The sequence below is a fragment of the Pedobacter sp. 10L46_2 genome (assembly GCF_056395165.1).
In genome coordinates this window covers 1-24,618 of sequence record NZ_JBFTIZ010000102.1, presented here as the reverse complement: position 1 = coordinate 24,618, position 24,618 = coordinate 1, and the positions used below count along the sequence as shown (strand labels likewise).

Here is a 24,618-nt window from a genome sequence, read left to right as displayed (position 1 = left end):
GTTGGATTCTACTAAAATCCCCCTACATTTGAATACTTTAAATAAAAGCTGTAAAACACTAATAATCAACACTAAAGTATGCCTTACAAAGAACGGGAAATCAATAAAATGTACTATACGATGGGTGAGGTAACCGAAATGTTTGGTGTAAACGCATCCCAAATCCGATTTTACGAAAAGGAATTTGACGTATTGCAACCTAAAAAAAATAAAAAAGGAAACCGCCTTTTTACCCCAGAAGATATTGAAAATTTAAAGATCATTTTTCATCTGGTAGAAGATAAAGGTTTCACTTTAAAGGGAGCAAAAGATCATCTGAAAAACAATACATCTGAGGTTAAAGAAAATCAAAAGATCATTGACTCGCTTGAGAAATTAAAAGATTTCTTACTGAAATTGAACGACCAGATTTAATTATTTTCATTTCTCCGGTTAATTATTTTTTATTTCGAAAATAATTAACGTGGTTAGGCAAATTTATGTCAACCACAACCGGAATATGCTCCACATTAGTAAATCCGGCAAGTAAGGACTTTAAGTTTTTTATCCAACCTGCTCTTGAGCAACATAAAATAAAAGAAATCCAGTGTATTGAAGGTACTATAAGGTACTATAAAGAAAGAGGACGATAGGTAACCAGCCCACCGTCCTAACCTAAACTGGATAAAACCTAACTACCAGTAAATTGTATATAGTGCCACAATTAGCCCGCAAACAATGATTGCACCAACTGTGAAAGCCCTATTAGTTCTAAACATTTCTTTTTCTATTTCAAGTCCGTTTGTTAGTACCCCTCTTCTGGTTTCTATGATGCTAATTGCATACATCACCACAAGACAAATGATAAATACAAAACCCATCCGGTCTAGAAATGGTATTTCATAAAGCATACTTCCATCTCTCTGTTGCACCAGCTTTGAAAAGCCTGTTGAACTAAGGAATTCCAGGTTCATCACATTTGGAAGGAATTTGAATATCACCGAAAGCGCAAAACCGCCAACTGTTGCAAATAACGCTGCATTTGAGGTTGTCTTTTTCCAGAAGAAACCTAAGATAAACATGGCAAATATACCTGGCGAGAAAAAGCCGGTATATTCCTGAATAAACTGAAAGCCACCTTTTTTATCGATACCAAGTAAAGGAGAAATGATGATGGCTACTAGCATTGCAAGGATAACAGTAATCCGTCCAATTACGACCTGCTTGTCTTCATTCGCTGTTTTATTGATTACTTTCTTGTAAATATCAAGTGTAAAAATGGTTGCAATACTATTTGCTTTACCAGCAAGGGAAGCAACTACCGCAGCGGTTAATGCGGCAAACGACAATCCCTTTAACCCGGCAGGAAGAAGATTTAAAAGCACAGGATAAGCACTGTCTGGAGATACCTCTCCGCCTTGCAACATATCTGTTTTAAAGTCACCATACCCTTCTTTGTAAAGAACAAACGCAGCTATTCCAGGAAGTACCACGATAACAGGCATCAATAATTTTAAGAAAGATGCAAAAAGAAGTCCATTTCTTGCTGTTTTAAGATCGGCTCCAAGCGCTCTCTGAGTGATGTACTGATTGCAACCCCAATAATTAAGGTTTACAATCCACATACCACCAATTAGTACAGTTAAGCCAGGCAGATCGAGATAATTCTCATTATCTTTCTTAAAGATCATATGAAAATGCTCTTCTGCGTGGACTTTTAACAGACTAAAACCCTTCATTACTCCACTTGAACCGAAATGCGTGGCTACCAGCTCTAATGCAAGATATGTAGTTGCCAAACYACCCAGGATAAGGAAAAACACCTGAATTACATCGGTATATCCAATTACCTTCATTCCACCGAGTGTAATGATGATGGAGAAAATAGCCAGCAGGTACATACACGCAGTAAGGTTAATTCCTGATATGCTGTGGATTGCCAGAGCTCCTAAATAAAGTATGGAGGTTAAGTTTACCACTACGTATAATAACAGCCAGAAAATAGCCATAATCATTGCTACAGTACCATTGTAACGTTGGTTTAAGAACTGTGGCATGGTGTATATCTTGTTTTTTAGATATACCGGTATAAAAAATACCGCCACAATTATTAAGGTAACGGCTGCCATCCACTCGTAGGTAGCAATTGCAAGTCCCATCTTAAACCCTGATCCGCTCATTCCAATAAACTGCTCAGCAGAAATATTGGAGGCAATAAGGGAAGCTCCTATTGCCCACCAGGTAAGTGAATCTTTGGCCAAAAAGAAATCTTTAGAGTTCTCCTTATGAGCCTTTTTTTGTCTATAAACCCACCATCCGTAAAGCGCAACGATCAGAAAATAAATCAGGAAAACTGCATAGTCTAATGCGCCCAGTGTTTTCATAAATTCCGGTTAATCGCTGAATTTAAATGTGCCTGTTGATTAAGTTTTCAAGGAATTCTTGTCTGYCACTTAGTGTTTGTGGCTCGCCATTCTGAATTGCATAATCTCGCAGATCTTCAAGACTTAAATTACCGTTTTCAAACTCTTTTCCTTTACCGTTATCAAAAGATGCATATCTGTCTGTTCTGATTTTTTTATAGTCAGAGTTTTGAAGTATGTCGTCAGCAACGATCAGTGCACGGGCAAACATATCCATACCCCCAATATGTGCATAGAACAAATCAGCCTGATCAGTAGAGTTTCTGCGGATTTTGGCATCAAAGTTTATTCCACCACGACTAAAGCCGCCTGCTTCAAGAATGATCAGCATAGATTCAACCAGTTCGTTAATGTTATTTGGGAACTGATCTGTATCCCAGCCATTTTGATAATCTCCACGGTTGGCATCAATAGATCCAAGTAGACCTGCATCTGCAGCTACTTGTAATTCGTGCTGGAAGGTATGACCGGCTAGGGTTGCATGGTTTACTTCAAGGTTTAATTTAAAATCGCCAAGAAGGTCATATTTTTGAAGGAAGCCTAAAACAGTTGCTGCATCATAATCGTATTGATGTTTAGTAGGCTCACATGGTTTTGGCTCAATCAAGAATGTACCATTAAATCCATTCTTTCTGGCATAGTCTTTTGCAGTATGAAGGAAACGTGCAAGATGCTCCTGCTCTCTCTTCATATCGGTATTTAATAGCGACATGTATCCTTCACGACCGCCCCAGAATACATAATTCTCTCCACCTAATGCAATGGTTGCATCAAGAGCAGCTTTTACCTGGGCAGCACCATGTGTTAATACATGAAAATCAGGATTTGTTGCTGCACCGTTCATATATCTTCTGTGCGAGAACAGATTCGCAGTACCCCATAATAATTTTACGCCTGTTTCATCTTGTTTCTGACGAGCATAATCTACCAAAGCTTGCAGTCTTCTTTCGTTTTCTTTGATGTCGTTACCGTAATCTACCATATCTACGTCATGGAAGCAGTAATATGGAATACTTAACTTGGTTAAAAACTCAAATGCTGCATCCATTTTATCTTTAGCACGTTCTACAGGATCGCTTTTTTGGTTCCAAGGAAAAATATGGCTTGCTTCGCCAAAAGGATCGGCACCGTTACCACAGAATGAATGCCAGTAAGCACCGGCGAAACGAAGGTGATCTTTAAGTGTTTTCCCAGCCACAATCCTTTCAGGATCATACCATTTAAATGCCAGAGGATTGTCGCTTTCACGTCCCTCGAAGTTAACCTTACCGATATTTTTAAAAAATTCGTTATTCAAAGTGTTTACGCTCATGTTGATTTTTTATTTATTTAATGATTCTAATTGTTGTTCAAGAAGTTTTTTCCAGGTTTGATATTCATCCTCCAGTCTCTCATTGGTTGGTTCTACCAGCTTAACAGGCTTTTTATTACTAAATGCCTCGCTAACCGTTTTAAAAATGTTTGCTCCAATACCGGCACCTACAGCAGCACCGTAACTACCGTCGTTCTCATAAAGTTCCACCGGCACGCCTGTTACGTTTACAAAGGTTTGAGAGAAAATATCACTCATAAAAAGATTTGACCTTCCTGCTCTGATTACAGATGGCTGCATTCCGTTTTCTCGAAGGATATCTAATCCATAACGGAATGAGAATGCTATTCCTTCTTGTACTGCGCGGAATATATGTGCCTGTGTATGCAGGTTAAGGTCTATTTGCTGTAAATGTGCACCTACAAGTTTATTATTCAGCATACGCTCTGCTCCATTGCCAAAAGGAAGAACATAAAGTCCGTTGCTTCCTGCAGCGATCTTACTTGCTGCATTATTCATGGCAACATAGTCTATTGACGAGCCCATTAGGTTTTTAGCCCATCGGTTCATACTTCCTGTTCCATTAATGCAAAGCAAAACGCCTAAACGCTGATCCTGAGCGGTATGATTTACGTGCGCAAATGTATTTACACGTGATTGTTTGTCGTAAAGTAACTGATCAGTAACGCCATAAATAACTCCTGATGTTCCAGCAGTTGCAGCTACTTCGCCTGGTTGTGTTACATTTAATGAAAGGGCATTGTTTGGCTGATCTCCTGCTTTATAAGCTACTGGAATACCTGCCCTTAAACCTAGCTTTTCGGCAATCGATTCCTTTACTTGTCCGTGTTCAGAAAACACTGGTTTTATCTCCGGAATTATGCTTGAAGAAAAACCAAACTGCTCCATAATATCAGTAGAAATTCCGTTGGCTTTAAAGTCCCAAAGTATCCCTTCTGATAAGGCAGAATTACTGGTAGTAACCTCTCCGGTAAGCTTCATTGAGATAAAATCTCCGGGCAGCATCATCTTGGCTACTTTACTATAGGTTTCGGGTTCGTTCTTTTTAACCCAGGCCAGTTTTGAGGCGGTAAAGTTACCGGGCGAGTTAAGCATACGGCTCAAAACCTGTTCTTTTCCTAAAGCGTTAAATGCCTCTTCCCCGGTTTCTACGGCCCTGCTGTCGCACCATATAATACTGTTTCTCAGGCTGTTTTGCGCTCCATCTACAATAACAAGTCCGTGCATCTGATAAGCTATACCAATGGCCGAAATGTCTAACGGATTGTATTTACCCTTACTATTACAGTTTAGTATGGCTTGCTGAACATGTTCCCACCACATATCTGGCGACTGCTCTGCCCACCCTGATTTTAGAGAAATAATCTCTGATTCACTATCCGGATATTGTGCACTTGCAAGAATGTCGCCGGACGCAACATCAACTACCGAAACTTTGACAGATGATGTTCCTACATCAATACCTAATAGCAGCATGTTTTCTTTATATATTTGGGTTGAATTAAAATATTAGTATTTGATTAAACGAAATTAGTAAAATATTTAATTTAAGCAATCGATTGCGATAAAAATATTTTATCATATTTACTCGCTTAATAAATTGTACTATTGCACAGGGTCGTCATAGATGTTGCACCTGGTCATCTCGACAATAGGAGAGATTTCTTGGTTATGCCAGTTCAAGACATCTCTCCTATTGTCGAGATGACGGGCAGCTTTAAACAATCTGAAAAAAGAGCAATGGACAAACAATGAACCAAATAAAAAACAAGATATACTGATGAAAAATCAGAAAAGGACAACGATTTATGATATTGCGAAGAAACTAAATTTAAATGCTTCTTCTGTTTCCAGGGCTTTAAGTAATAACAGTAATGTTAGTGAAGCAACCCGGAAACTAATTTTAGATACTGCCAAGGAATTAAATTACAAACAAAATAGCCTGGCATCAAACCTAAGGAAAGGCCATAATCAGACCATTGGGGTTATTGTGCCGCGCATTAATCAAAATTACTTTGCTGATGTGATTGCCGGTATCGAGGAGGTTACTTATCAAAAAGGTTATAACCTGGTAATTTGCCAATCAAACGAATCTTCTGCAAGAGAGGTTAAATGTGTAAACACCTTAATTAACCAGCATGTGAGTTGTATCGTAATTTCCCTTAGTGCTGATTTTGAAGACGATAAACACCTTCAAACCATTAAGGAACATGGTATTCCACTAATCCAATTTGACAGGGTAGCAGAACATCTGGACACATTTAAAGTGCTGAACGACAACGAACAAGCTTCTATAGACGCAGTAAGTCATTTAATTGAGCAAGGTTATAAAAGAATTGCATTGCTTGAAGGCCCGCAAAATCTGAATATTTTCAGACAAAGGAAAGCAGGTTATCTTGCTGCGTTAAAAAAATATAAGGTTCCGGTGTTACCAGAACTAATTAAAGAAAATGCCTGGACAAAAGAACTGGGAGCTGAATCAACTAAAGAATTACTAAATCTTGCTGAACCACCCGATGCAATATTTGCTTCTACTTCCGATTTCTCTGCTCTGGGTGTTTTGGAAGTAGCCACCAAGATGGGATTAAAAGTTCCTGAGGAATTAGGTATATGCGGTTATTCAAATGAGGCCTTTACCGAAATAACCAGCCCTTCTATTACTACTATAGACCAGTACAGTGTAAGCATGGGTAAAACAATTGCAAACCTATATTTTCAGGAAATAGAATCTTCAGAAAAAGACAACAACCCTAAGATTGTAAGTATAAAACCAAAACTGATTGTTAGGTCGTCAACATTGAGAAACAAAACCGAAGGTTATTAAGGTTTATTCAAGTATTTCCTGAAAGCTGTGTTTAAACTCTTCGCCATATATAGCCTTATACTCTTTGTTAAAGGTTTCGAATTTAGTTTTGGCTAATGAGTGTTTTCCTAAATGGACCAGGGCTTTACACTTTATGATCATCGCTTCTTCATTTACCGGATCAAAATAGAATACATAATTGGCCAGATTGATCAGAAACTCCGGATCATCGGCAATTTTAATTGTAGCTGCATAGTGCAAATAGGCGTCTATGATCTCGTTTGACAGATCAGATTTAAAGGTATCCAGCCAGTCGTATTCTACGTTCGACAAGAAGCTTCCCCTATGTATGATCTTAGTAAGCTCATTCACTCTTCGCTTGTCCATTTCTCCTTTACTGCTTACAATGTTCAGGTACTCACTATAATCTATTTTTACCTTAGTATCGTCAAAGTCTATCTTCCAGTATCCGGTTTGTTTAGAGATCTGACAACCGTCCATTTTTTCAAGAATGACCTTTAACTTCGCGATATTCACTGATCTGTTGTTCCTTGCACTATCTGCTGTTTTATCAAACCAGAGAATTTCTGTTAGCTTCTCAGAACTAATGCCCCTGCCCCACTTAATGGTATAAACCAGAACTACCAGAAATAACTCTCTTAATAAGGGAGAAAAGTACTTGGTAATGTCTTCCCCTTCCTTATCAAAAAGCTGAAGGTCGCCAAATAGGAAAATGGTATTTTCATGTTGCTCCACCACTGTTTCTACAGCTGAGGGTTCATCAACAAGCGGTTGCAATTTAACCTTAACAAACCGCTTTCTTTTCCAACGGTATATTACAAGCCCGGTAATGATTAGCACTGGCAAAAGAAATAGCAAATACTTTGCTGGCTTCCAGGACAGGCCTTTTGTTGAAGCGGCATAGGCAGCTTCGGGAGGGCCCGACAAAGTATATACTTTAACAGAGGTCGTATTATTCTTCTCTTCATGGAACAATACCACAGCTACAAACTTTTTACTTGCAGGGCAGTAAAATAAGTCTGCAAAGGAATAAATATCATGAAAAGGATAAGGAATTGAATTGCCTACCAGCTTATATGTAGGCGAATGTAATGATCCTTCGATAAGTTGAAGAGAAGAATTAAAGCTATTATTTGGGAAGGTTAAGGCAAAGTAGGTGTCTTCTTTTTCATTGATCACCATTGAGTTTGCAAAAGCAAATTCTTCGGCAGGGGGTGCCAATTCAAATATCTTTTTAAATGTTTTATGCTTAACATCATAAAAATTAAGGTCATAAATATTTTTAGGATTTAATATTTGTTGGCCGGTTGCGCTTCCATACCCGCCTAGTATATAAGCTCCGTCTTTTACTGCACCCAGCGCAGAAAGGTATCTTGGCGTAAAATCGCCCGAAGCTTTAATAGTCGTCCATTTCTTATCAGGAAAATGATAACGTTCAATACTTCGTCTGTAAGTATATTGGCCATAGCCTCCTACCATATACAATGACGAATCAACTGCCGAATAGAACTTATTAGGGTGCCAGTAATTGGTTATAACATCAGGAGTGATATAATTTTTATCCCAGGTTTTGTTGGCAAAATTAAAATCGACAACAAGTTTTTGATCTATATAAAAATTGAACAGTTTATCGGCACCTGCATCATAGATTGACTGATTACCGGCAAATAAACGTTGTTTACCCGAAGAGTAGCCCATGTAGGATAAACCGTTTGAAACAACATTATAAGTAATTAATGAATCTTCGGTAACTACATATAAGCTTTCCTTTTTAGCATTTAGAGCTACACTTGCAAGCCCCTTAACACTAAAAGTTTTAACCAACTCCCAATCGTGATGCATCTTCTTTATCCAGATAGGATTTATGACCAGTCCGTCCTTTCCTTTTATTTTTTCGGTAACCTTTGTTCCACCCTTTTCATCCAAAGGCCAATAATAACTAACCTTATCATTCTCTGTGATTCTCACATCTTTTATGTTCATTGGAGGGACATCTTTTACGCTGAAGTCTTTGTAGTTGTTGGCCCCTAGAAATATTTTATAGCAGTTATTCTTAAAGCTAACCTTTTGCTTATAATATTTACCATCGGCAAACATGATAAGCTCCTGGCGGTCAACGTCAAATTTAAGCTTCAGGGTATGCCAGTTCTTATAGAGCTTATTGGTATCAATATCAAAAGCGATATCAGATATCTTATCTCCTACTATAAGCTTAAAGTGCTTATTCTCGTCGAAACTCATGTCGTAAATAAGGTCTATGTTGCGCTTCTCCTGGTCAATTAATCTAAAAATATAACCAAAGTGATCTGCATAGCCAGGCATAAATGACAGGTCAAATGATAATTCAAAACTACGATCAAAACATAACGGACGCTCGGGGCTAAGATCAAGTGCTGTTCTTTTGTCCTGAACTACTTCGTGTCCGGCAAACCCAAGTCCGTACGACTGGCTGTAAACGGGCGCCGATGCAATAAGCAGTACCAGTAAAAAAGCAGTGTAAAATTTTAATCCCATAGTATTTTTAATCTTAACCTCTATTGCTTCGGAATAATGGAACACGCCTTTTAAACTTGTTTTCAACTGTGGGGAAAATCATAAGGTGATGGTACTTAAAGGCCAGCGTTTTCAAGGTCTATTTTTTCAGCTATTTGGCACGCCAAGATAACTTTTTTGATTAATATTTTTCACAAGATCACGACAATTATACAATTATCATTTTATTAATATCGGTTCTGTTTTCTTTTTCGCGAGCCATTTTCGCCTATCTGACAAAGGTTTTTCAAATTATATGATGCGTTAATTCAATATTAAGTATTTATTAATCGCAGAAAAATAAGTTTATCAATAAATACGAAGAATACCCATTTACAACGATACACCAATCGTTCATTTCTTCGAGAGCAAAACAACCAAATATAACCACTTATGAATTTTAAAAAGATTATCCTTTTATCTCTATCCTGCCTGTTCATCTATAAAGCACAGGGACAAACAAAACACAGCAAGCAAACGCTATATCCCACTTATAAAGGATTGGTTATGGCAGGTTACCAAGGCTGGTTTAGAGCTGAGGATGATGGTACCGATTCCAAAAGGTATGCTTATGGCGATGAAAAACGAAGCAGCATTGACATGTGGCCCGATGTGAGCGAATATGAAGTAACTTATAATACCCCTTTTAAATTAAGCAGCGGACAGCCGGCAAAGTTTTTCAGTTCACATGATAAAAGCACTGTCGATCTTCATTTTAAATGGATGCAGCAATACGGCGTTGATGGCGTATTTATGCAAAGATTTTTCGGCAATGCCAAGCATAAAGATAAAGCCGCATTAACCATATTAAAAAATGCTTTTGAAGCCGCCTCAAAATATGAACGGGCTATAGCAGTGATGTATGATCTCTCGGGGTTAAGCGCATCAGGTGAAGATTGCTCTGCAATAATTGAAGACTGGAAATACCTTGTAGATGAGTTAAAAGTAACAAACCAAGCAGGTAAGAAAACATATTTGCACCATAATGGAAAACCTTTGGTTACGATATGGGGTGTTGGTTTTCCTGATAGGCCATATAACACACGCAACATCGGCCTGGAGAAATTGATTGATTTCTTAAAAAATGATCCGGTATATGGTAACTGTTCTGTAATGCTGGGTGTACCTACTTCTTGGCGCATGCTAAATGCCGATTGTATTAACGACCCATATCTGCATGAATTAATTAAAAAGAGTGATATCGTTTTACCATGGACAGTACAGCGTTATAGCGGACTGCTTCATAATGATATGGACAGATTGCGCGACAATACTATAGATGATATTAAATGGTGCAAAGAAAACAATGTCGATTATGTGCCTTGTGTGTATCCTGGTTTTAGCTGGCACAATTTAAGTAAGCAGGAATTTCCAGATGATGTGAAACCGGTTGGTTCAATACCACGCCAAGGCGGTCGATTTTAATGCTGAGAAACCAAAAGCCACTTACTTTAAAGATGCCTGAACGGAAATAATATAAGACTTTTTAAACCGGAGGTATTTGCGCTTCCGGTATTTTTTACGAGCACTCGGCAATCGATTGCTTAAATCATAAACCAAATATAACCATGAGCAGCTACAGATCACTTCCTCCATAAGCACCATTTACCCTAAGCAAAACTTTGCTTCAATCGGACAATAATCAAACAATAAATTAAACCAAAAAGATAAACAGTATGAAAAAATTAAAATACCTACTTACACTATTTTTTCTATTTCCACTCATTTTGCTGGCCCAGCAATCGGTTACAATAAGTGGAAAAGTAACAGACGCTGCCGGAGGCCTTGGCATACCGGGAGTAAGTGTTAGGGTAAAAGGAACCAACAATGGCACCTTAACAAATAGCGACGGAACATTTTCTCTTAATGTTCCTGGCCCAGACTCGTATATACAATTCACCTCTGTAGGATTTGCCCCACAGGAAATTCAGGTAAATAACAAAAGAGAATTTCAGATCATCCTAAAGCAAGACAACAACAACCTGGAAGAGCTGATTGTGGTTGGTTACGGTACCCAGAAAAAAGCTACTGTAACCGGTTCTGTTGCTACTTTAAAAGGAGAAGAACTGGTGGTTACAAAGAACGAAAGTGTTGTAAACATGTTAACAGGTAAAGTACCGGGCATACGTGTCCTGCAAAAAACTGCTGAACCTGGTTCTTATGCAAATAACCTAAACATCAGGGGATTTAAAAGCGATCCTTTAATTGTAATTGATGGAGTTATTGGTGGAGACCAATCAACACTGGGCAGAATGGATCCTAATGAGATAGAAAGTGTTTCGGTACTGAAAGATGCTGCTGCATCGATATATGGTATCAGGGCTGCTGGTGGTGTGATTTTGGTAACTACAAAAAAAGGCAACAAAAGCGGTAAAGTAGATATAAACTATTCATTTAATCAGTCTTTCCAAACATTTTTAGGAATGCCTGAAGGTGTAGGTGCAGTAGATTATATGTTGATGACCAATGAGAAGAACAAACACAATTTTGATGCAAACTTCATCAGTAATCAGCCTCCTAAATTCTCTTACAATGATATCAAACCATGGCTTGATGGCACTTACAAAGAGACTAACTGGATAGACCTGGCATTTAAAGATACAGCGCCCCAGTTAATGCACAATTTAAACGTTAACGGCGGTAGCGATAAGATCAGCTATTTCTTCAATCTTGGTTATCAAAAGCAGGATGGTGTATTTAAAAGCGGAGATTTAAACTACGATAAATATAATTTTCGTTCGAACGTAACCGTAGACATCACAAAGGGTTTAAAAGCACAGGTATTAGCCTCCGGTATGATGGATGAAAAAAACCAACCATATACTGATCTGTGGACAATCTACAAATATGCATGGAATCAGATTCCAACAAAGCAGGTATTTGCTAATGATAATCCTTTATATCCAAGTGTTATTGATGACAACATGAATCCTGCAATCATTACCGAGGCAGATAAAGTAGGTTTAAAAACATTTAAGCAAAAGAATTTTGTTGGTCAGTTAAATCTACAATACGATATACCCGGCATTAAAGGTTTAAATGCAAAAGCATTGTACAATGTTGACTTTAAGCTCATTGTCTTTAAACTATGCTAATACATTTTTTAATGATCATAATATAGCTGCAACCCTTGTTTATGAGCAAAGTCATCAAACAGGTGATAATTTTTATGCTCAAAGAGATACAGAAATCCCAGTTGATTATCTATTTGGTGGTTTACCAAACGGCCAGATGCAAGGTGGCATGGACATAAACGGATTAAACGACATTGCTTTTCAAAGTATCATAGGCAGGTTGAACTATGATTATAAAGGCAAATATCTGGCAGAGTTTATTTTCCGTAGAGATGGTTCTAATAAATATCAACCAGGAACCAATGATCAGTTCGGATTTTTCCCTGGAGTATCTGTGGGTTGGGTGGTAACGAAAGAGAACTTTTTCCGTAACCTTATTCCAGAGAACATTCTGGGCAGCTTAAAATTCAGAGCTTCATATGGTAAACAGGGTGACGAAAGAGGAAGGGCCTTTAATTATCTTTCAGGATTTAACTACCCTGTAAATTCTTACATATTTGGATCAAGTGCAGTTAACGGCTCCTCACAAAGACTTGGTAACCCAGGATTAAGCTGGGCAGTTAACACCAAAAAGAATATAGCTGTTGATTTTAGCTTTCTTGGCGGTAAACTCGATGGTACTTTTGAAGTCTTCAGAAGTGACAGAACCGGGTTAGAGGCCACTCCTGCAGTAGCATTACCAGGTACAGTGGGTGCAGATGTTCCACAGATAAATATCAATAGCGACAGGGTTCAGGGAATGGACTTAATCCTTTCACATAGAAGCACTATTGGTAATGTTGGGTTAAACATTAGTGGTAACATTGGTACAACACGTGCCCAATGGTTAAACATTCTTCAAGGCAGAGCCGGTAATGAACGTGAAAACTGGAAGAACGGACAGGTAAACAGGTATCAAAACATTTGGTGGGGACCTGAATATGCCGGCCAGTTTACCAACTATCAGCAGATATACAACTATGGTGTGAATATGGGAGGCGGTAATAATGGGGTAATACCTGGAGATTACTACTATCAGGACTGGAATGAAGATGGTGAGATCAATGATAAGGATGATCATCCTATTGCTACCAATGATATCCCATTGGTGAATTATGGTATGAGTATAGGCGTAGCTTATAAAGGTTTCGACGTAAATGTACTTTTACAGGGAGCAGCAGGTGTTTATGTGCAGTATGATGAGTTGTTTGCAGAGCCGCTTGCCTTCGAAAGAAGTTCATTAACTCGCTTTCTGGACAGCTGGCATACTATAGACCCGAATGCTAATATTTATGATCCTAATACACAGTGGACCCCGGGGTTTTATCCTGCTATGGGATCTCCAAAGGCAGTAGGAACAAAAGCTGTGCAAAACGCAAGTTATTTACGTGTGAAAACGCTTGAGCTTGGATACACCATTCCGGCAGCAGCATTACAGAAAATAGGTGTTAAAAAGTTAAGGGTGTATGTAAACAGTTACAATCTGGCAACTTTTACAGGACTAAAAAACTATGACCCTGAACATCAAGGCCCTAAGCCAAATGATAGGGATATCAATCCGGGCGATCCTTTCTCAATAGCCTTGGGGGGATATACGTATCCTATGAACAGAACTTTTAATCTGGGAGCTAACATCACCTTTTAATCTTATTGAAATATGAAAAGTATACATAAACTAATTATAGCAATATCTATAAGCATGGGGGCACTTGTAACCTCTTGCCAAAAGCTAGATATTCCACCTACTAATATTTTTACACCAGACATCATATTTGGTAGTGAGGCCGGCGTAAAATCCTTTTTGGCAACGATTTACAGAGGTTTACCCATTGAAGATTTTAAGTACAGACCCGATCAGGGTTTCAAAACGGGTGGTAACGATTGGGAGAACTTCTTTAACTCAGCCTCAGTTACGGGCGAAGAAGTTGGGCCTTTTGGTGGTATGGATATAGGGGGCGGTTTTGGCTACTGGCCATACGGTGATATCAGAAACGTTAATATTCTGATTGAAGAGTTACCAAAACATGCGGATAAGCTTGGACAGTCCAATGTAGATGCATTATTGGGCGAGGCGCACTTTTTAAGGGCATACTATTATTTCGGACTGGCCAAACGTTATGGCGGTGTCCCAATTGTAACTACAGTGCAAGACCCGGGCGCACCACTTTCAGAATTACAGGTACACCGTGATAAAGAAGAAGCAACATGGGATTTCATTGGTGCAGAGCTTGATCTGGGTTATCAGATGATGAATGAAACCAATGAGTTAGGCAGAGCTAATAAATATGCAGCTGCTGCATTAAAATCGAGAGCAATGTTGTATGCAGGTACCATAGCCAAATATGGATCTGCAAACTTTGTTGATGGCCAGGCCAGAGCCGAAGGATTTGCAGGCATACCTGCAGACAAAGCCAATGGATATTTCACAAAGGCATATGATGCTGCCAAACTACTTGAAGGACACTATTCACTATATGAGAAAAACTCAGATAAAGTACAGAACTATGTTGACCTTTTCCTGAAAAGCGAAAGTCCTGAAAACATCTTTGTTAAACAGTATTCAATTATCTCTGGTACTGCACACAGCTGGGACGCTACCATGTCTCCTCGCTACATGACTGCTAATGCACTTACCAGATCATACCCTACCCTTGATTTGGTACAACGCTGGGGCAACTTGCCGGTAACCAACTCAGATGGAACACCGAAACGTTTCAATGATCGTGCAGAATTAATGCAGGGACTTGAACCAAGATTGCTGGCCACGGTATATTTCCCGGGAGCAACTTTAAGAGGCCTCACATTTGATATGCAAAGGGGTATTTATCCTTCATTTAGCGGCACAGCAGCCGCAGAAGTTGCAAAGCCTGCTAACTCACGCAGCTACATACTATCAGGAGATACCAAAACTTTATACCAGGGAAGAATGATTATTGGTTTTACAGGACCATGGACCGGTGGCGATGAGCTAACCCGTACAGGTTTTTATGTAAGAAAATACATTGATGCTGCAAAACCAATTTCAACTGTTGACCTAAACAGAAGTGAGCAGCCATGGATTGATCTTCGTTACGCTGAAATACTATTAAACAGAGCCGAAGCAGCTATGGAACTTGGCAATGCCGGTGATGCGCTAACAGTGATCAATATGATCAGAAATAGAGCTGGTGCAACCCCATATACTTCAATTGATATAGATAAGATCCGTAACGAAAGAGGAATGGAACTGGCTTTTGAAAATCAATACTACTGGGATTTAAAAAGATGGAGGATTGCAGATGTGGTTTTAAACAATGCCAGATTTAAGGGTCTTATGCCTTATTATGTATTTAACGAAAACAAATACATCTTTTTGTCGGAACCTGAATTGTTCCAGCGTAATTACAATTTCGACAAAAAATTCTACTACGAACCAATACCTGGGGGTGAACTTGGTAAAAACCCTAATCTATACCCTAATAATCCTAATTACTAAGAATATAAAATTATAAGATATGAAAAAACTGATTAGTAGAATATTGTTGGGCACAACTATACTGGCAAGTTCTGCATGTACAAAAATAGACAACTATGATGGTCCTAATGCTTCATTCGAAGGAAACCTTATTTCCTCAGAAGGTGGCAATTTGCTTACATCGCAAGGCAGCAGCCAAATAAGACTGGAGCAGATCAGCTGGAGTGCTACACCATCTCCGCAGGAGATACCAAGCAAATTCGATGGTACGTTTAAAGATTCAAAACTCTTTAAAGGAACTTACAAAGTAATACCTAAGGGCGGTGCTTTCTGGCCACTTTATGATACCCTTACAGTTGATATTAATAAGGGTACAAAGCACGATTTTACCGTTACCCCATATATTCTCATCAAGAATTTCACTGCGGTGCTGAATGGCAAAACGTTAACATTAAAATATACAATGGAGGCGCCTATTGGCGCGGGTTTACCAACGATTATAGAAACTCAGCCATATGTTAACAATACCAAACTTGTAGGTGCAGGTGCATCCATCAGAGATTTTTCTGACATCTATAAGAAGGCGATTAATAAAGAATGGGCCGATATGACTGATGCAGATAAGTCTGTTACTATCGATATCCCTGATATGTTGCCAGGCAGAAAGTTCTTTGTAAGAGTAGGAGTTCGTTTAAACGATAGTTTCAAGAGCTCCAATTTCTCTGAAATTATAGAAATAGACGTACCAGCAAATTAATTGAACCTAACAAATTATACTTATGAAGAAGTTTAGGATATTGTTTTTCTCTTTTGCAACCATCGCTTTTCTGGCATCGTGTTCTAAAAGCAATGGCGTAAAAGATCCCGATCCGGAAGTAAAGCCACCGGCTACTCAGGACAAAGTGTATGACATGACTGGGGTAGTTTACAAATCTTATACTGGCTTGGTAATGGCTGGTTATCAGGGTTGGTTTGCTGCCGAGGGAGATGGTTCACAGCGCGGCTGGTACCACTATCAAGGCAATGGCGGTTTCTTCCCCGGAAATACCAATGTAGATTTCTGGCCGGATATTACTGAATATACCAAAAAGTATAAGTCGCCTTTTAAATTTGCAAATGGCTCTGACGCTTACTTATACAGTCCTTACGATGAAGAAAGTGTTGATCTTCATTTCAAATGGATGAAGGATTACGGCATCGACGGTGTGCACATGCAACGCTTTGTAGGTGAGATTAAATCTTCAAATGCATCCGGAAAAAGACACTTCAATAAGGTGTTGGCCAATGCACTAAAAGCGGCTAAGAAATATGGCAGGGCAATTAGTGTAATGTATGACCTGAGCGGCTGTTCAAGCGCTGATGTTGCTTATCTGGAGCAGGACTGGAATGAATTACAAAGCCTTTTTAAACTTTTTGACAGTAAAGAGAACCCCACCTATTTATATCACAACGGCAGGCCATTGGTAACTATATGGGGTGTAGGTTTTAATGACAACAGAAAATATACCATTTCTGATGTAACCACACTAGTAGAAAAACTGAAAGGGCCAGATAATAAAGTAGCTGTTATGCTTGGAGTTCCCTTTTACTGGAGAACACTGGGTGATGATACAGAAAAATCGCCTCTGTTGCATGCATTGATAAAAAAAGCAGACATAGTTATGCCATGGGCTGTGGGAAGATTCGGCTCCGGAAATTACAATGAACGGATAACTTATGATGACATCCAATGGTGCAAGGCTAATAAGGTTGATTATGTGCCACTAGTATTTCCCGGCTTTACCTGGGGAAATATGCACAAGGATGCCAGCCTTTATTATCAGATACCCCGCTTAAAAGGTGATTTCTTGTGGCAGCAAATTGCCGGTGCAAAAAACGTGGGTGCAAAATCATTATATGTAGCCATGTTTGATGAAATTGATGAAGGCACAGCAATATTTAAGGCGGCCCGGGAAGCCGATACACCGCTGAATGGAGATGCCGGACTAAGATTCGTTGGAATTGAAAACGATCTGGCTTCCGATTACTACTTATGGCTTACAGGAAAGGGCGCAAGTTGGTTTCATGGCGAGCCAGGTTTTACCAGGGTTAAACCAGTTAGATAACGAAGAAATTAATGTTAAACTTTTAAAACAAAGGAAATGAGATTAATAAAAAGTATGATGGTATATTCCATCGCCCTGTTCGGGCTTACAGTAACCAGCTGTAAAAAGGAAACTTACACTTCAAGAGATACCAGTCATTTGGTGCCCTTGCCAGAGGAACCGGGAGAGCCGGCTGATCCTACACTGGTGGTATTTGACAATGTTGATGCTAAAGATGGGTGGCAAACTGTTGGTGATCCTGTTATTGAAACATCAGGAGCTAAAGAAGGCAGCGGCTACCTTAAAAACACCATTAAAAACGGAGACGATTTTATGCAATTTATAAAGCATTTAGCTACTCCATTGGATTCTAAACTTACAACAGCAAACGGCCAGTTCTCTTTCTGGTGGTATATCTCTGATGTATCAGCCATTAAAGAAGATGGACAAATTGAGATCACCAGTGGTGGAGATGCAGATAAGGATGAGTATGGATGGTCTGTAGCTAAATTATTGCCTACTTTAAAAAATGGCTGGAATCAGGTAAATCTTAATTTAAGAGATGCAGATATATCCGGCGCGCCAAATCCCGCTGCCCTTAACTTTTTCCGGGTATTTTTCTGGACCAAAACCAAAGATCATTCGGATGTAATTACCGGTGTTGATGGACTGGTACTTAGGGCAGTGCCGGCAGCTCCGGCTGTTTCTTTTGAAAATGCAGATAAGCCAGATGGCTGGGAAACTGTGGGTGCTCCTGTTATTGAAACAGCAGGCAAAAAAGAAGGCACAGGTTACCTTAAGAACACCATAGCAAACGGCGGAGACTTTATGCAGTTTATCAGAAAATTTGAAACACCGTTTAATTCAACTTTTAACAAAAGTAATGGTCAGTTTAAATTCTGGTGGTATATATCAGATGTTTCTCATATCAAAAAAGATGGTTCCATAGAGCTTACCAGCTCCGGAAAGGCCGATGATCATGAATCTGCCTGGGATGTAGCCCCATTAGTAGATAATTTAAAGAACGGCTGGAATGAAATTACACTTGATTTTGACAAAGCAATTAATAGTGGTGACGGTGGCGCAGACTTTACTGCCATTAACTATTTCCGGGTATTCTTTTTTACCACGAGCAAAGATCATCCGGATGTGGCTGTGGGTATAGACGATCTTCGTTTTACAGGGAAATAACCATGAACATGAAAAAAAATGACATTGCCTTTCTGCTGGCCTTATTTACTTTAATGAGCAGTTGCTCAAAAAAGAGTTCTAAAGAAATCACCTCTCCCGATAAACCGGGGGAAGTGATTGACATAACCCCCTCTCCGGTTGGCGACGTGGTTGGCAAAATAACTGTTGGCTATCAGGGTTGGTTTGCAGCAAAAGGTGATGGCTCTCCAATTGATGCTTGGTGGCATTATACCCAGGATTGGGGGAAGATTCCTTCCCCTACCAATCTGGGGATAAAATCATGGCCTGACGTTAGGGAATATACAGAAACCTTTCAAACTGGTTTTGCAGATCTTGGCAATGGGCAAGCCGCAAAGTTATTCTCATCGTTTACTACTCAAACCGTAAACACACAGTTTCTTTGGATGCAGCAAAATGGTATTGATGCAGCCGCGCTGCAGCGCTTTAACCCAAATGGAATTGAGGGTCCGGTACGTGACGCCATTACAGCAAAGGTAAAAACCGCAGCAGAGGCTTATGGACGTAAGTTCTACATCATGTATGATGTAAGTGGGTGGACTAATATGCAATCAGAAATTAAAACCGATTGGACAAATAAAATGTCGGCCTATATCACTTCATCAGCCTATGCAAAGCAAAATGGGAAGCCCGTAGTTTGCATATGGGGATTTGGATTTAATGATAACAATCATCCCTGGCCTGCATCGGTTTGTCTGGATGTAATTAACTGGTTTAAAAGCAAAGGATGTTATGTTATAGGCGGCGTGCCTACCCATTGGCGGAAACAGGAGAGCGACTCCAGACCCAATTTCATCAGCGCTTATAAAGCTTTTGATATGCTATCACCATGGATGGTGGGCAGAATTGGCAATGCAAACGAATCTGACGGCTTTTTTGTAAATGTGAACAAACCCGATCAGGCTTATTGCAATTCGAATGGAATTGATTATCAGCCTTGCGTATTGCCCGGTGATTTACAGGAACGCCAACGTGCGCATGGAGACTTTATGTGGCGCCAGTTCTATAACATGAAAAGAGTGGGTTGTCAGGGAATATACATCTCTATGTTTGATGAGTACAATGAAGGAAATCAGATTGCGAAAACTGCTGAGAATTCATCATTTATACCTAAAGGATCATCATTTGTAACACTGGATGAAGACGGTACTGCCTGTTCCTCAGATTATTATTTGAGGTTAACCGGTGATGGAGGGAAAATGTTTAAAGGGCAAATTGCACTTACAGCTGTGCGTCCAACTAGTCCGATGTAAGTTTTATTAATGTTTTCCTAAAACTTGTCTCTTAAATAATACACTTTATCCGTTACTTAGAGAATTAAAATTCCTTTACCTTTAATACCATTAAAACAAAAAACAAATGAAAATCACGACTAGAAACCACTCTTTAGCAAAAGCATTAACAATGCTGTCATTAATATTGATCATGTTTAGTGCCACATCGGCCTCTGCAAAGAAAAACCCAAGAATCCTTGTGTTCTGTAAAACAGCCGGGTTTCACCATGATGCAATTGCAGTAGGAACTACAGCTATTATTAAATTAGGAGCAGAAAATAATTTTGATGTAGATACCACAACCAATTCAGAGAAGTTCACCGCAGATAACTTGAAAAATTACAAGGCTGTAGTGTTTTTCAATACCACTGGTGATGTATTAAATGATACCCAACAAGCTGTTTTTGAGAAATATATTCAAGGCGGCGGTAACTTTGTTGGTGTACATGCTGCTACTGATACTGAGTACGACTGGCCTTGGTATGGTAAACTGGTAGGCGCTTATTTTGTTAGTCACCCAAGTCAGCAAGAGGCGTCATTAAATGTAACTAACCGCAACCACATCTCTACAAAACACCTTCCGGAAGTTTGGAAAAGAAAAGACGAATGGTATAATTTCAAATGGGTAGCCGACGGCTTAAATGTATTAATATCTATTGATGAGAAAAGCTATGATGCCGGTAAAGCAAAAATGGGTGATAAACACCCAATGGCATGGTACCATGAATATGATGGTGGCCGGGCTTTCTACACTGAACTGGGCCATACAGATGAATCTTATGCTGATCCACTTTATCTTAAACATCTTTTAGGGGGGATCAAATATGCTTTGGGTGTGAAAAAATAAACACACCCTCAACCCAAAACACACAAAACCAAATACACAATGAAACCAAATAAACAATGGGTATTGGGCATGCTCGGCTTGTCTATGCTCGTTTATACTTGTAAAGTATCTCAAAATACTTTAAAACGAGACGCCAATGGAAAGGTAATCGTAAACACCAACCCCTCTCCTGCTTATCTAACACCGCAGGAGAGTCTTAAAACCATCCATCTTCCTAAAGGCTACCACCTCGAACTTGTAGCCAGCGAGCCCATGATTCATGAACCTGTAGCAATTGCATGGGACGGTAACGGACGCATGTACGTTGCAGAGATGAATACCTATATGCAGGACGCTGAAGGTACAGATGAGATGAAGCCGATATGTACCATTAAAAGACTAGAAGATACCAATGGTGATGGAAAAATGGATAAATCAGTAGTTTTTCTTGATAAGTTATTACTTCCAAGAATGATCCTTCCACTTGATGACCGCCTTTTGGTTGCAGAAACTTTTGACAATAGTATTTATAGTTATCGTGATACCAATGGAGATGGCGTGGCCGATGAAAAGAAAATGGTTTTCAAAAATGAGTCTGAAAACAAAAGTAATCTGGAGCATCAGCGAAGCGGTTTAGTGTGGAATCTTGACAATAAGATCTATGTAACTGTAGAAAACGTTCGTTACAAATTTGAGGATGGTTTATTAAAACCTGAGAATCAGCATGAAGGTTCAGGCGGTCAGTGGGGTCTTGCGAATGACAACTACGGTCGATTGTTTTTTTCATCCGCCGGTGGCGAAGCTCCTGCAGTAAACTTCCAACAAAATCCCTACTTTGGATATTTGGACCTTGGCGAACAGTATAATGATAAATTTCAGGATGTCTGGCCTATAATTTCTACACCAGATGTTCAGGGAGGTTTAGGCCGATTACGTCCGGACAGTACACTAAATCATTTTACAGCTTGTACAGGTCAGTCTGTTTTCAGAGGCAACTCGTTACCAGATGATCTGAAAGGAGATTTATTGATCTGTGAACCGGTAGGCAGACTGATCAGAAGAGCCAAGGTTACGAACACCAATGGTAAAATAACCCTAAAAAATGCATACGAGAAAGAAGAATTTATTGCTTCTACAGACATGAACTTCAGACCTGTAAACAGTGTAACAGGCCCAGATGGATGTGTGTATATTGTAGACATGTACCGGGGAATTATCCAGGAAGGTAACTGGACAAGAAAGGGAACTTACCTGCGTAACCAGATTGATCAAAAGCAATTCGACAAAAATATTGGCCGAGGACGTATCTATAGATTGGTTCACGACGGTGTCAAGCGCGATAAGACGGTCCCAAATATGTTAAGCCTTACCAGTGATAAATTGGTTCCGTACCTTTCGCATCCTAACGGATGGTGGCGAGATAATGCACAGAAAATCATAGTGGTTCGTGGAGATAAATCTGTTGTACCTGCGCTAAAAGAACTGGCATTAAACTCACCTGTGCAGCTGGCCCGTATTCATGCCCTGTGGACGATAAACGGTCTTAATGCGCTAGACAGACCTACCCTATTAGCTGCATTGAAAGACAAAGATGCGGAGGTAAGAAAAACTGCGTTGTGGATTAGTGAAGAGCCAATAAGAAAAGGAGATGAAAGTCTGGTATTGGCAGTTGAGCCACTAAAAAATGATCCTAGTGCCGATGTTCGTTTACAACTTGGATTATCATTAAGGTTCAACAGCTCTGATAAAGCACAGCAAATCATAGCCGACATCATTAAGGATCATCCTGAAGACATAGTTCTTGCAGAATCGCAGAAGAAATATCACAGACAAATTGAGGCTAAAGCTACTGCAGAAAAGAATTCAAAATTAATGGCTGCTGCTGATCAGAAATTAATTAACGATGGCGCATTAATTTTTAAACAGCTTTGCGTTACCTGCCATGGTGCAGAAGGTAAAGGTGTAATTAATGGTGGTAAAGATATGCCAGCTCCGCCACTGGCAGCGAGTAAAGATGTGAATGGCGATCCCGAAAAGATAATCCGCATTCTACTTCACGGCTTATCGGGTCCGGTTAATGGTAAAACATATGCCGATGTGATGCCTGCCCTTGGAAGTAATAATGACGAATACATTGCTTCAGTAATCAGCTATATTCGTAATGATATCGGCAACAAGGCATCTACAGTAAAGGCTGCTGACGTTAAAAAAGTACGTGAGCAAACTGCCGGAAGAACCAAAAACTGGACATGGCAGGAATTGAATGCATTGAGGAAATAAGGATAGATTGAAATAAAAAAGGGGGCTGATCAATTATGATCAGCCCCCTTTTTTATTATTTCGTCATCCCTCCTATCGTCGAGATGACGAACGTATTAATGCGCAGCAGCAGTAGCTGGCACACTACTCTTTACATTTTTTTGCCAGAAGAAAAATATAATGAACAACACCACCAGTATTCCAGGGAAAGCTATCATTTTCACTAAGGTATCCTGCCCTGCAGCAAGTTCCAGTGCTCCTCCTTTTAAACCTAATGCTACATTTTCTGCTCTTGCTGAATCAATCCAACTTCCTATAAAGGGTTGAAATATAGCCGTTGAGAACATCCCAACACCTCCAACAATCGACATCCCCAAAGCACCGCTTAGCGGAACACGCTGGGCAACTGCTCCAATCATAACCGGCCAGAAATAACATACCCCTAAGGCAAATATTACCGTGGCAACATATGCAAGTGGTCCTGTAACCACGCTGAACATGTAAATACCAATGGCTGCCAGGATAGCCGACATTAATAAAACACCTGTTTGGCCTAATGAATGAACTACAGGGCCGGCAAAGAATCGACCTACTGCCATCAATCCGCTGGTAAGGGCAAGGATCAGCATTGGGCTGGCACCACTGTTACTCATAATCACACTCACCCACTGGTTAGGACCAAACTCGGTAATTGCAGTAAGGGCCATACAGATAAACAAGAAGATAAAAACAGGGTTGAGCATTGCCTTAAGATTCTCAGCAATTGAAGTACTTCCGTCCTCTCTAGGCTCTACAAATTTCTTTCCGTAGAACAAAGCAGCATAGATAACAGTTGGAATCATGGTAACCCACATCTGAGCTTGCCAGCCCATTCCATTATCTGTCATAAATTTAGAGATCAGCGCTCCGATAAGAATTCCTCCAGGGAACCACATATGGAACCTGCTTAGCATTTTATTCATTTTCGGACCTGCATATGCGTCTGCAATCAAAGGATTACAAGCCGCTTCTGTACATCCGTTACCAAATCCTATAAAAAGTGTAGAAACAAGTAACCCTACATATCCTCCGGCATATATGGTCAATAAGATACCAATAGTATGGGCGACAAATGCAGCTTTCATAATGTTTTTAGGCCCAAAAGTGTGATAAACCAACCCACCAATGATCATAGAGATCGGAAATCCTAAAAAGAACATACTGTTGATAAATCCAAGCTGTTCTGCAGTCAGGTTAAATTGCGCTCCGAGCTGGGGTAAAATACCCGCCCGAATAGAGAAGGTAAAAGCTGTGGTAATCACGGCAAAGCAACTCCCGTTGAATAAGGCACTCTTGTTAATGTTTTCGTTCATAATATAATGGTTATTT

General features: G+C 39.6%; 17 protein-coding genes. 12 read left to right on the top strand and 5 right to left on the bottom strand.

Annotated elements, in window-relative coordinates:
- Positions 1 to 78: 78 nt before the first annotated feature.
- Positions 79 to 414, top strand: coding sequence for a MerR family transcriptional regulator (locus tag AC1DDX_RS13135; protein ID WP_048906117.1), 336 nt, complete (start codon positions 79 to 81; stop codon positions 412 to 414).
- 260 nt (positions 415 to 674) lie between these two features.
- On the opposite strand, the gene AC1DDX_RS13130 is transcribed toward AC1DDX_RS13135, so the two are convergent.
- The 3 genes from AC1DDX_RS13130 to AC1DDX_RS13120 are packed head-to-tail and all read right to left on the bottom strand — an operon-like array spanning position 675 to position 5,211.
- A complete protein-coding gene (locus tag AC1DDX_RS13130) occupies positions 675 to 2,363 on the bottom strand; it encodes a sodium/sugar symporter (protein WP_477622134.1) in 1,689 nt (562 codons plus the stop codon).
- 22 nt (positions 2,364 to 2,385) lie between these two features.
- Positions 2,386 to 3,714 (bottom strand): xylose isomerase, encoded by a 1,329-nt coding sequence (gene xylA, locus AC1DDX_RS13125; protein ID WP_477622133.1) that lies wholly within the window; start codon positions 3,712 to 3,714, stop codon positions 2,386 to 2,388.
- Positions 3,715 to 3,723: 9 nt separating this feature from the next.
- Positions 3,724 to 5,211 carry a xylulokinase gene (locus AC1DDX_RS13120; RefSeq protein ID WP_288884109.1) on the bottom strand — a complete coding sequence of 496 codons (1,488 nt, stop codon included), beginning with the start codon at positions 5,209 to 5,211 and terminating at the stop codon, positions 3,724 to 3,726.
- Positions 5,212 to 5,515: 304 nt separating this feature from the next.
- Between AC1DDX_RS13120 and AC1DDX_RS13115 the strand changes: the two genes are divergently transcribed.
- Positions 5,516 to 6,559, top strand: a complete 1,044-nt coding sequence (locus AC1DDX_RS13115; protein ID WP_172660431.1) for a LacI family DNA-binding transcriptional regulator — start codon at positions 5,516 to 5,518, stop codon at positions 6,557 to 6,559.
- A 3-nt stretch (positions 6,560 to 6,562) separates the two neighbouring features.
- Here the strand turns inward: AC1DDX_RS13115 and AC1DDX_RS13110 are convergent, their stop codons facing one another.
- The gene (locus tag AC1DDX_RS13110; protein ID WP_477612212.1) at positions 6,563 to 9,073 is read right to left on the bottom strand and encodes a galactose oxidase; all 2,511 of its coding nucleotides are present in this window, start codon (positions 9,071 to 9,073) and stop codon (positions 6,563 to 6,565) included.
- Positions 9,074 to 9,484: 411 nt separating this feature from the next.
- Here AC1DDX_RS13110 and AC1DDX_RS13105 point away from each other — a divergent pair, with 411 nt between their 5' ends.
- The 10 genes from AC1DDX_RS13105 to AC1DDX_RS13060 all read left to right on the top strand — a co-directional run bounded on the left by AC1DDX_RS13105 (position 9,485) and on the right by AC1DDX_RS13060 (position 23,271).
- Positions 9,485 to 10,516, top strand: coding sequence for a glycoside hydrolase family 99 protein (locus AC1DDX_RS13105; RefSeq protein ID WP_477622132.1), 1,032 nt, complete (start codon positions 9,485 to 9,487; stop codon positions 10,514 to 10,516).
- A gap of 251 nt (positions 10,517 to 10,767) precedes the next feature.
- On the top strand, positions 10,768 to 12,186 hold the full coding sequence (locus tag AC1DDX_RS13100; protein WP_477622131.1) for a SusC/RagA family TonB-linked outer membrane protein: 1,419 nt from the start codon (positions 10,768 to 10,770) through the stop codon (positions 12,184 to 12,186).
- Positions 12,149 to 13,789, top strand: a complete 1,641-nt coding sequence (locus AC1DDX_RS13095; RefSeq protein ID WP_477622130.1) for a SusC/RagA family TonB-linked outer membrane protein — start codon at positions 12,149 to 12,151, stop codon at positions 13,787 to 13,789. Before AC1DDX_RS13100 ends, AC1DDX_RS13095 begins: the two co-directional genes overlap by 38 nt.
- Before the next feature lie 12 nt (positions 13,790 to 13,801).
- Positions 13,802 to 15,619: a RagB/SusD family nutrient uptake outer membrane protein gene (locus AC1DDX_RS13090; protein ID WP_172660435.1), complete on the top strand. Its 1,818-nt coding sequence runs from the start codon at positions 13,802 to 13,804 to the stop codon at positions 15,617 to 15,619.
- Between the two features lie 19 nt (positions 15,620 to 15,638).
- Positions 15,639 to 16,355, top strand: coding sequence for a DUF3823 domain-containing protein (locus AC1DDX_RS13085; protein ID WP_172660436.1), 717 nt, complete (start codon positions 15,639 to 15,641; stop codon positions 16,353 to 16,355).
- 22 nt (positions 16,356 to 16,377) lie between these two features.
- On the top strand, positions 16,378 to 17,703 hold the full coding sequence (locus AC1DDX_RS13080) for a glycoside hydrolase family 99 protein (RefSeq protein WP_172660437.1): 1,326 nt from the start codon (positions 16,378 to 16,380) through the stop codon (positions 17,701 to 17,703).
- A 36-nt stretch (positions 17,704 to 17,739) separates the two neighbouring features.
- A complete protein-coding gene (locus AC1DDX_RS13075) occupies positions 17,740 to 18,873 on the top strand; it encodes a hypothetical protein (RefSeq protein WP_172660438.1) in 1,134 nt (377 codons plus the stop codon).
- Between the two features lie 8 nt (positions 18,874 to 18,881).
- A complete protein-coding gene (locus tag AC1DDX_RS13070) occupies positions 18,882 to 20,144 on the top strand; it encodes a glycoside hydrolase family 99 protein (protein ID WP_337717981.1) in 1,263 nt (420 codons plus the stop codon).
- Positions 20,145 to 20,250: 106 nt separating this feature from the next.
- Positions 20,251 to 21,012, top strand: coding sequence for a ThuA domain-containing protein (locus AC1DDX_RS13065; protein ID WP_337717983.1), 762 nt, complete (start codon positions 20,251 to 20,253; stop codon positions 21,010 to 21,012).
- Positions 21,013 to 21,051: 39 nt separating this feature from the next.
- Positions 21,052 to 23,271, top strand: coding sequence for a DUF7133 domain-containing protein (locus AC1DDX_RS13060; protein ID WP_337717984.1), 2,220 nt, complete (start codon positions 21,052 to 21,054; stop codon positions 23,269 to 23,271).
- A gap of 95 nt (positions 23,272 to 23,366) precedes the next feature.
- Here AC1DDX_RS13060 and AC1DDX_RS13055 read toward each other — a convergent pair.
- The coding region (locus AC1DDX_RS13055) for an MFS transporter (protein WP_477622129.1) at positions 23,367 to 24,618 on the bottom strand (1,252 nt) is incomplete at its 5' end.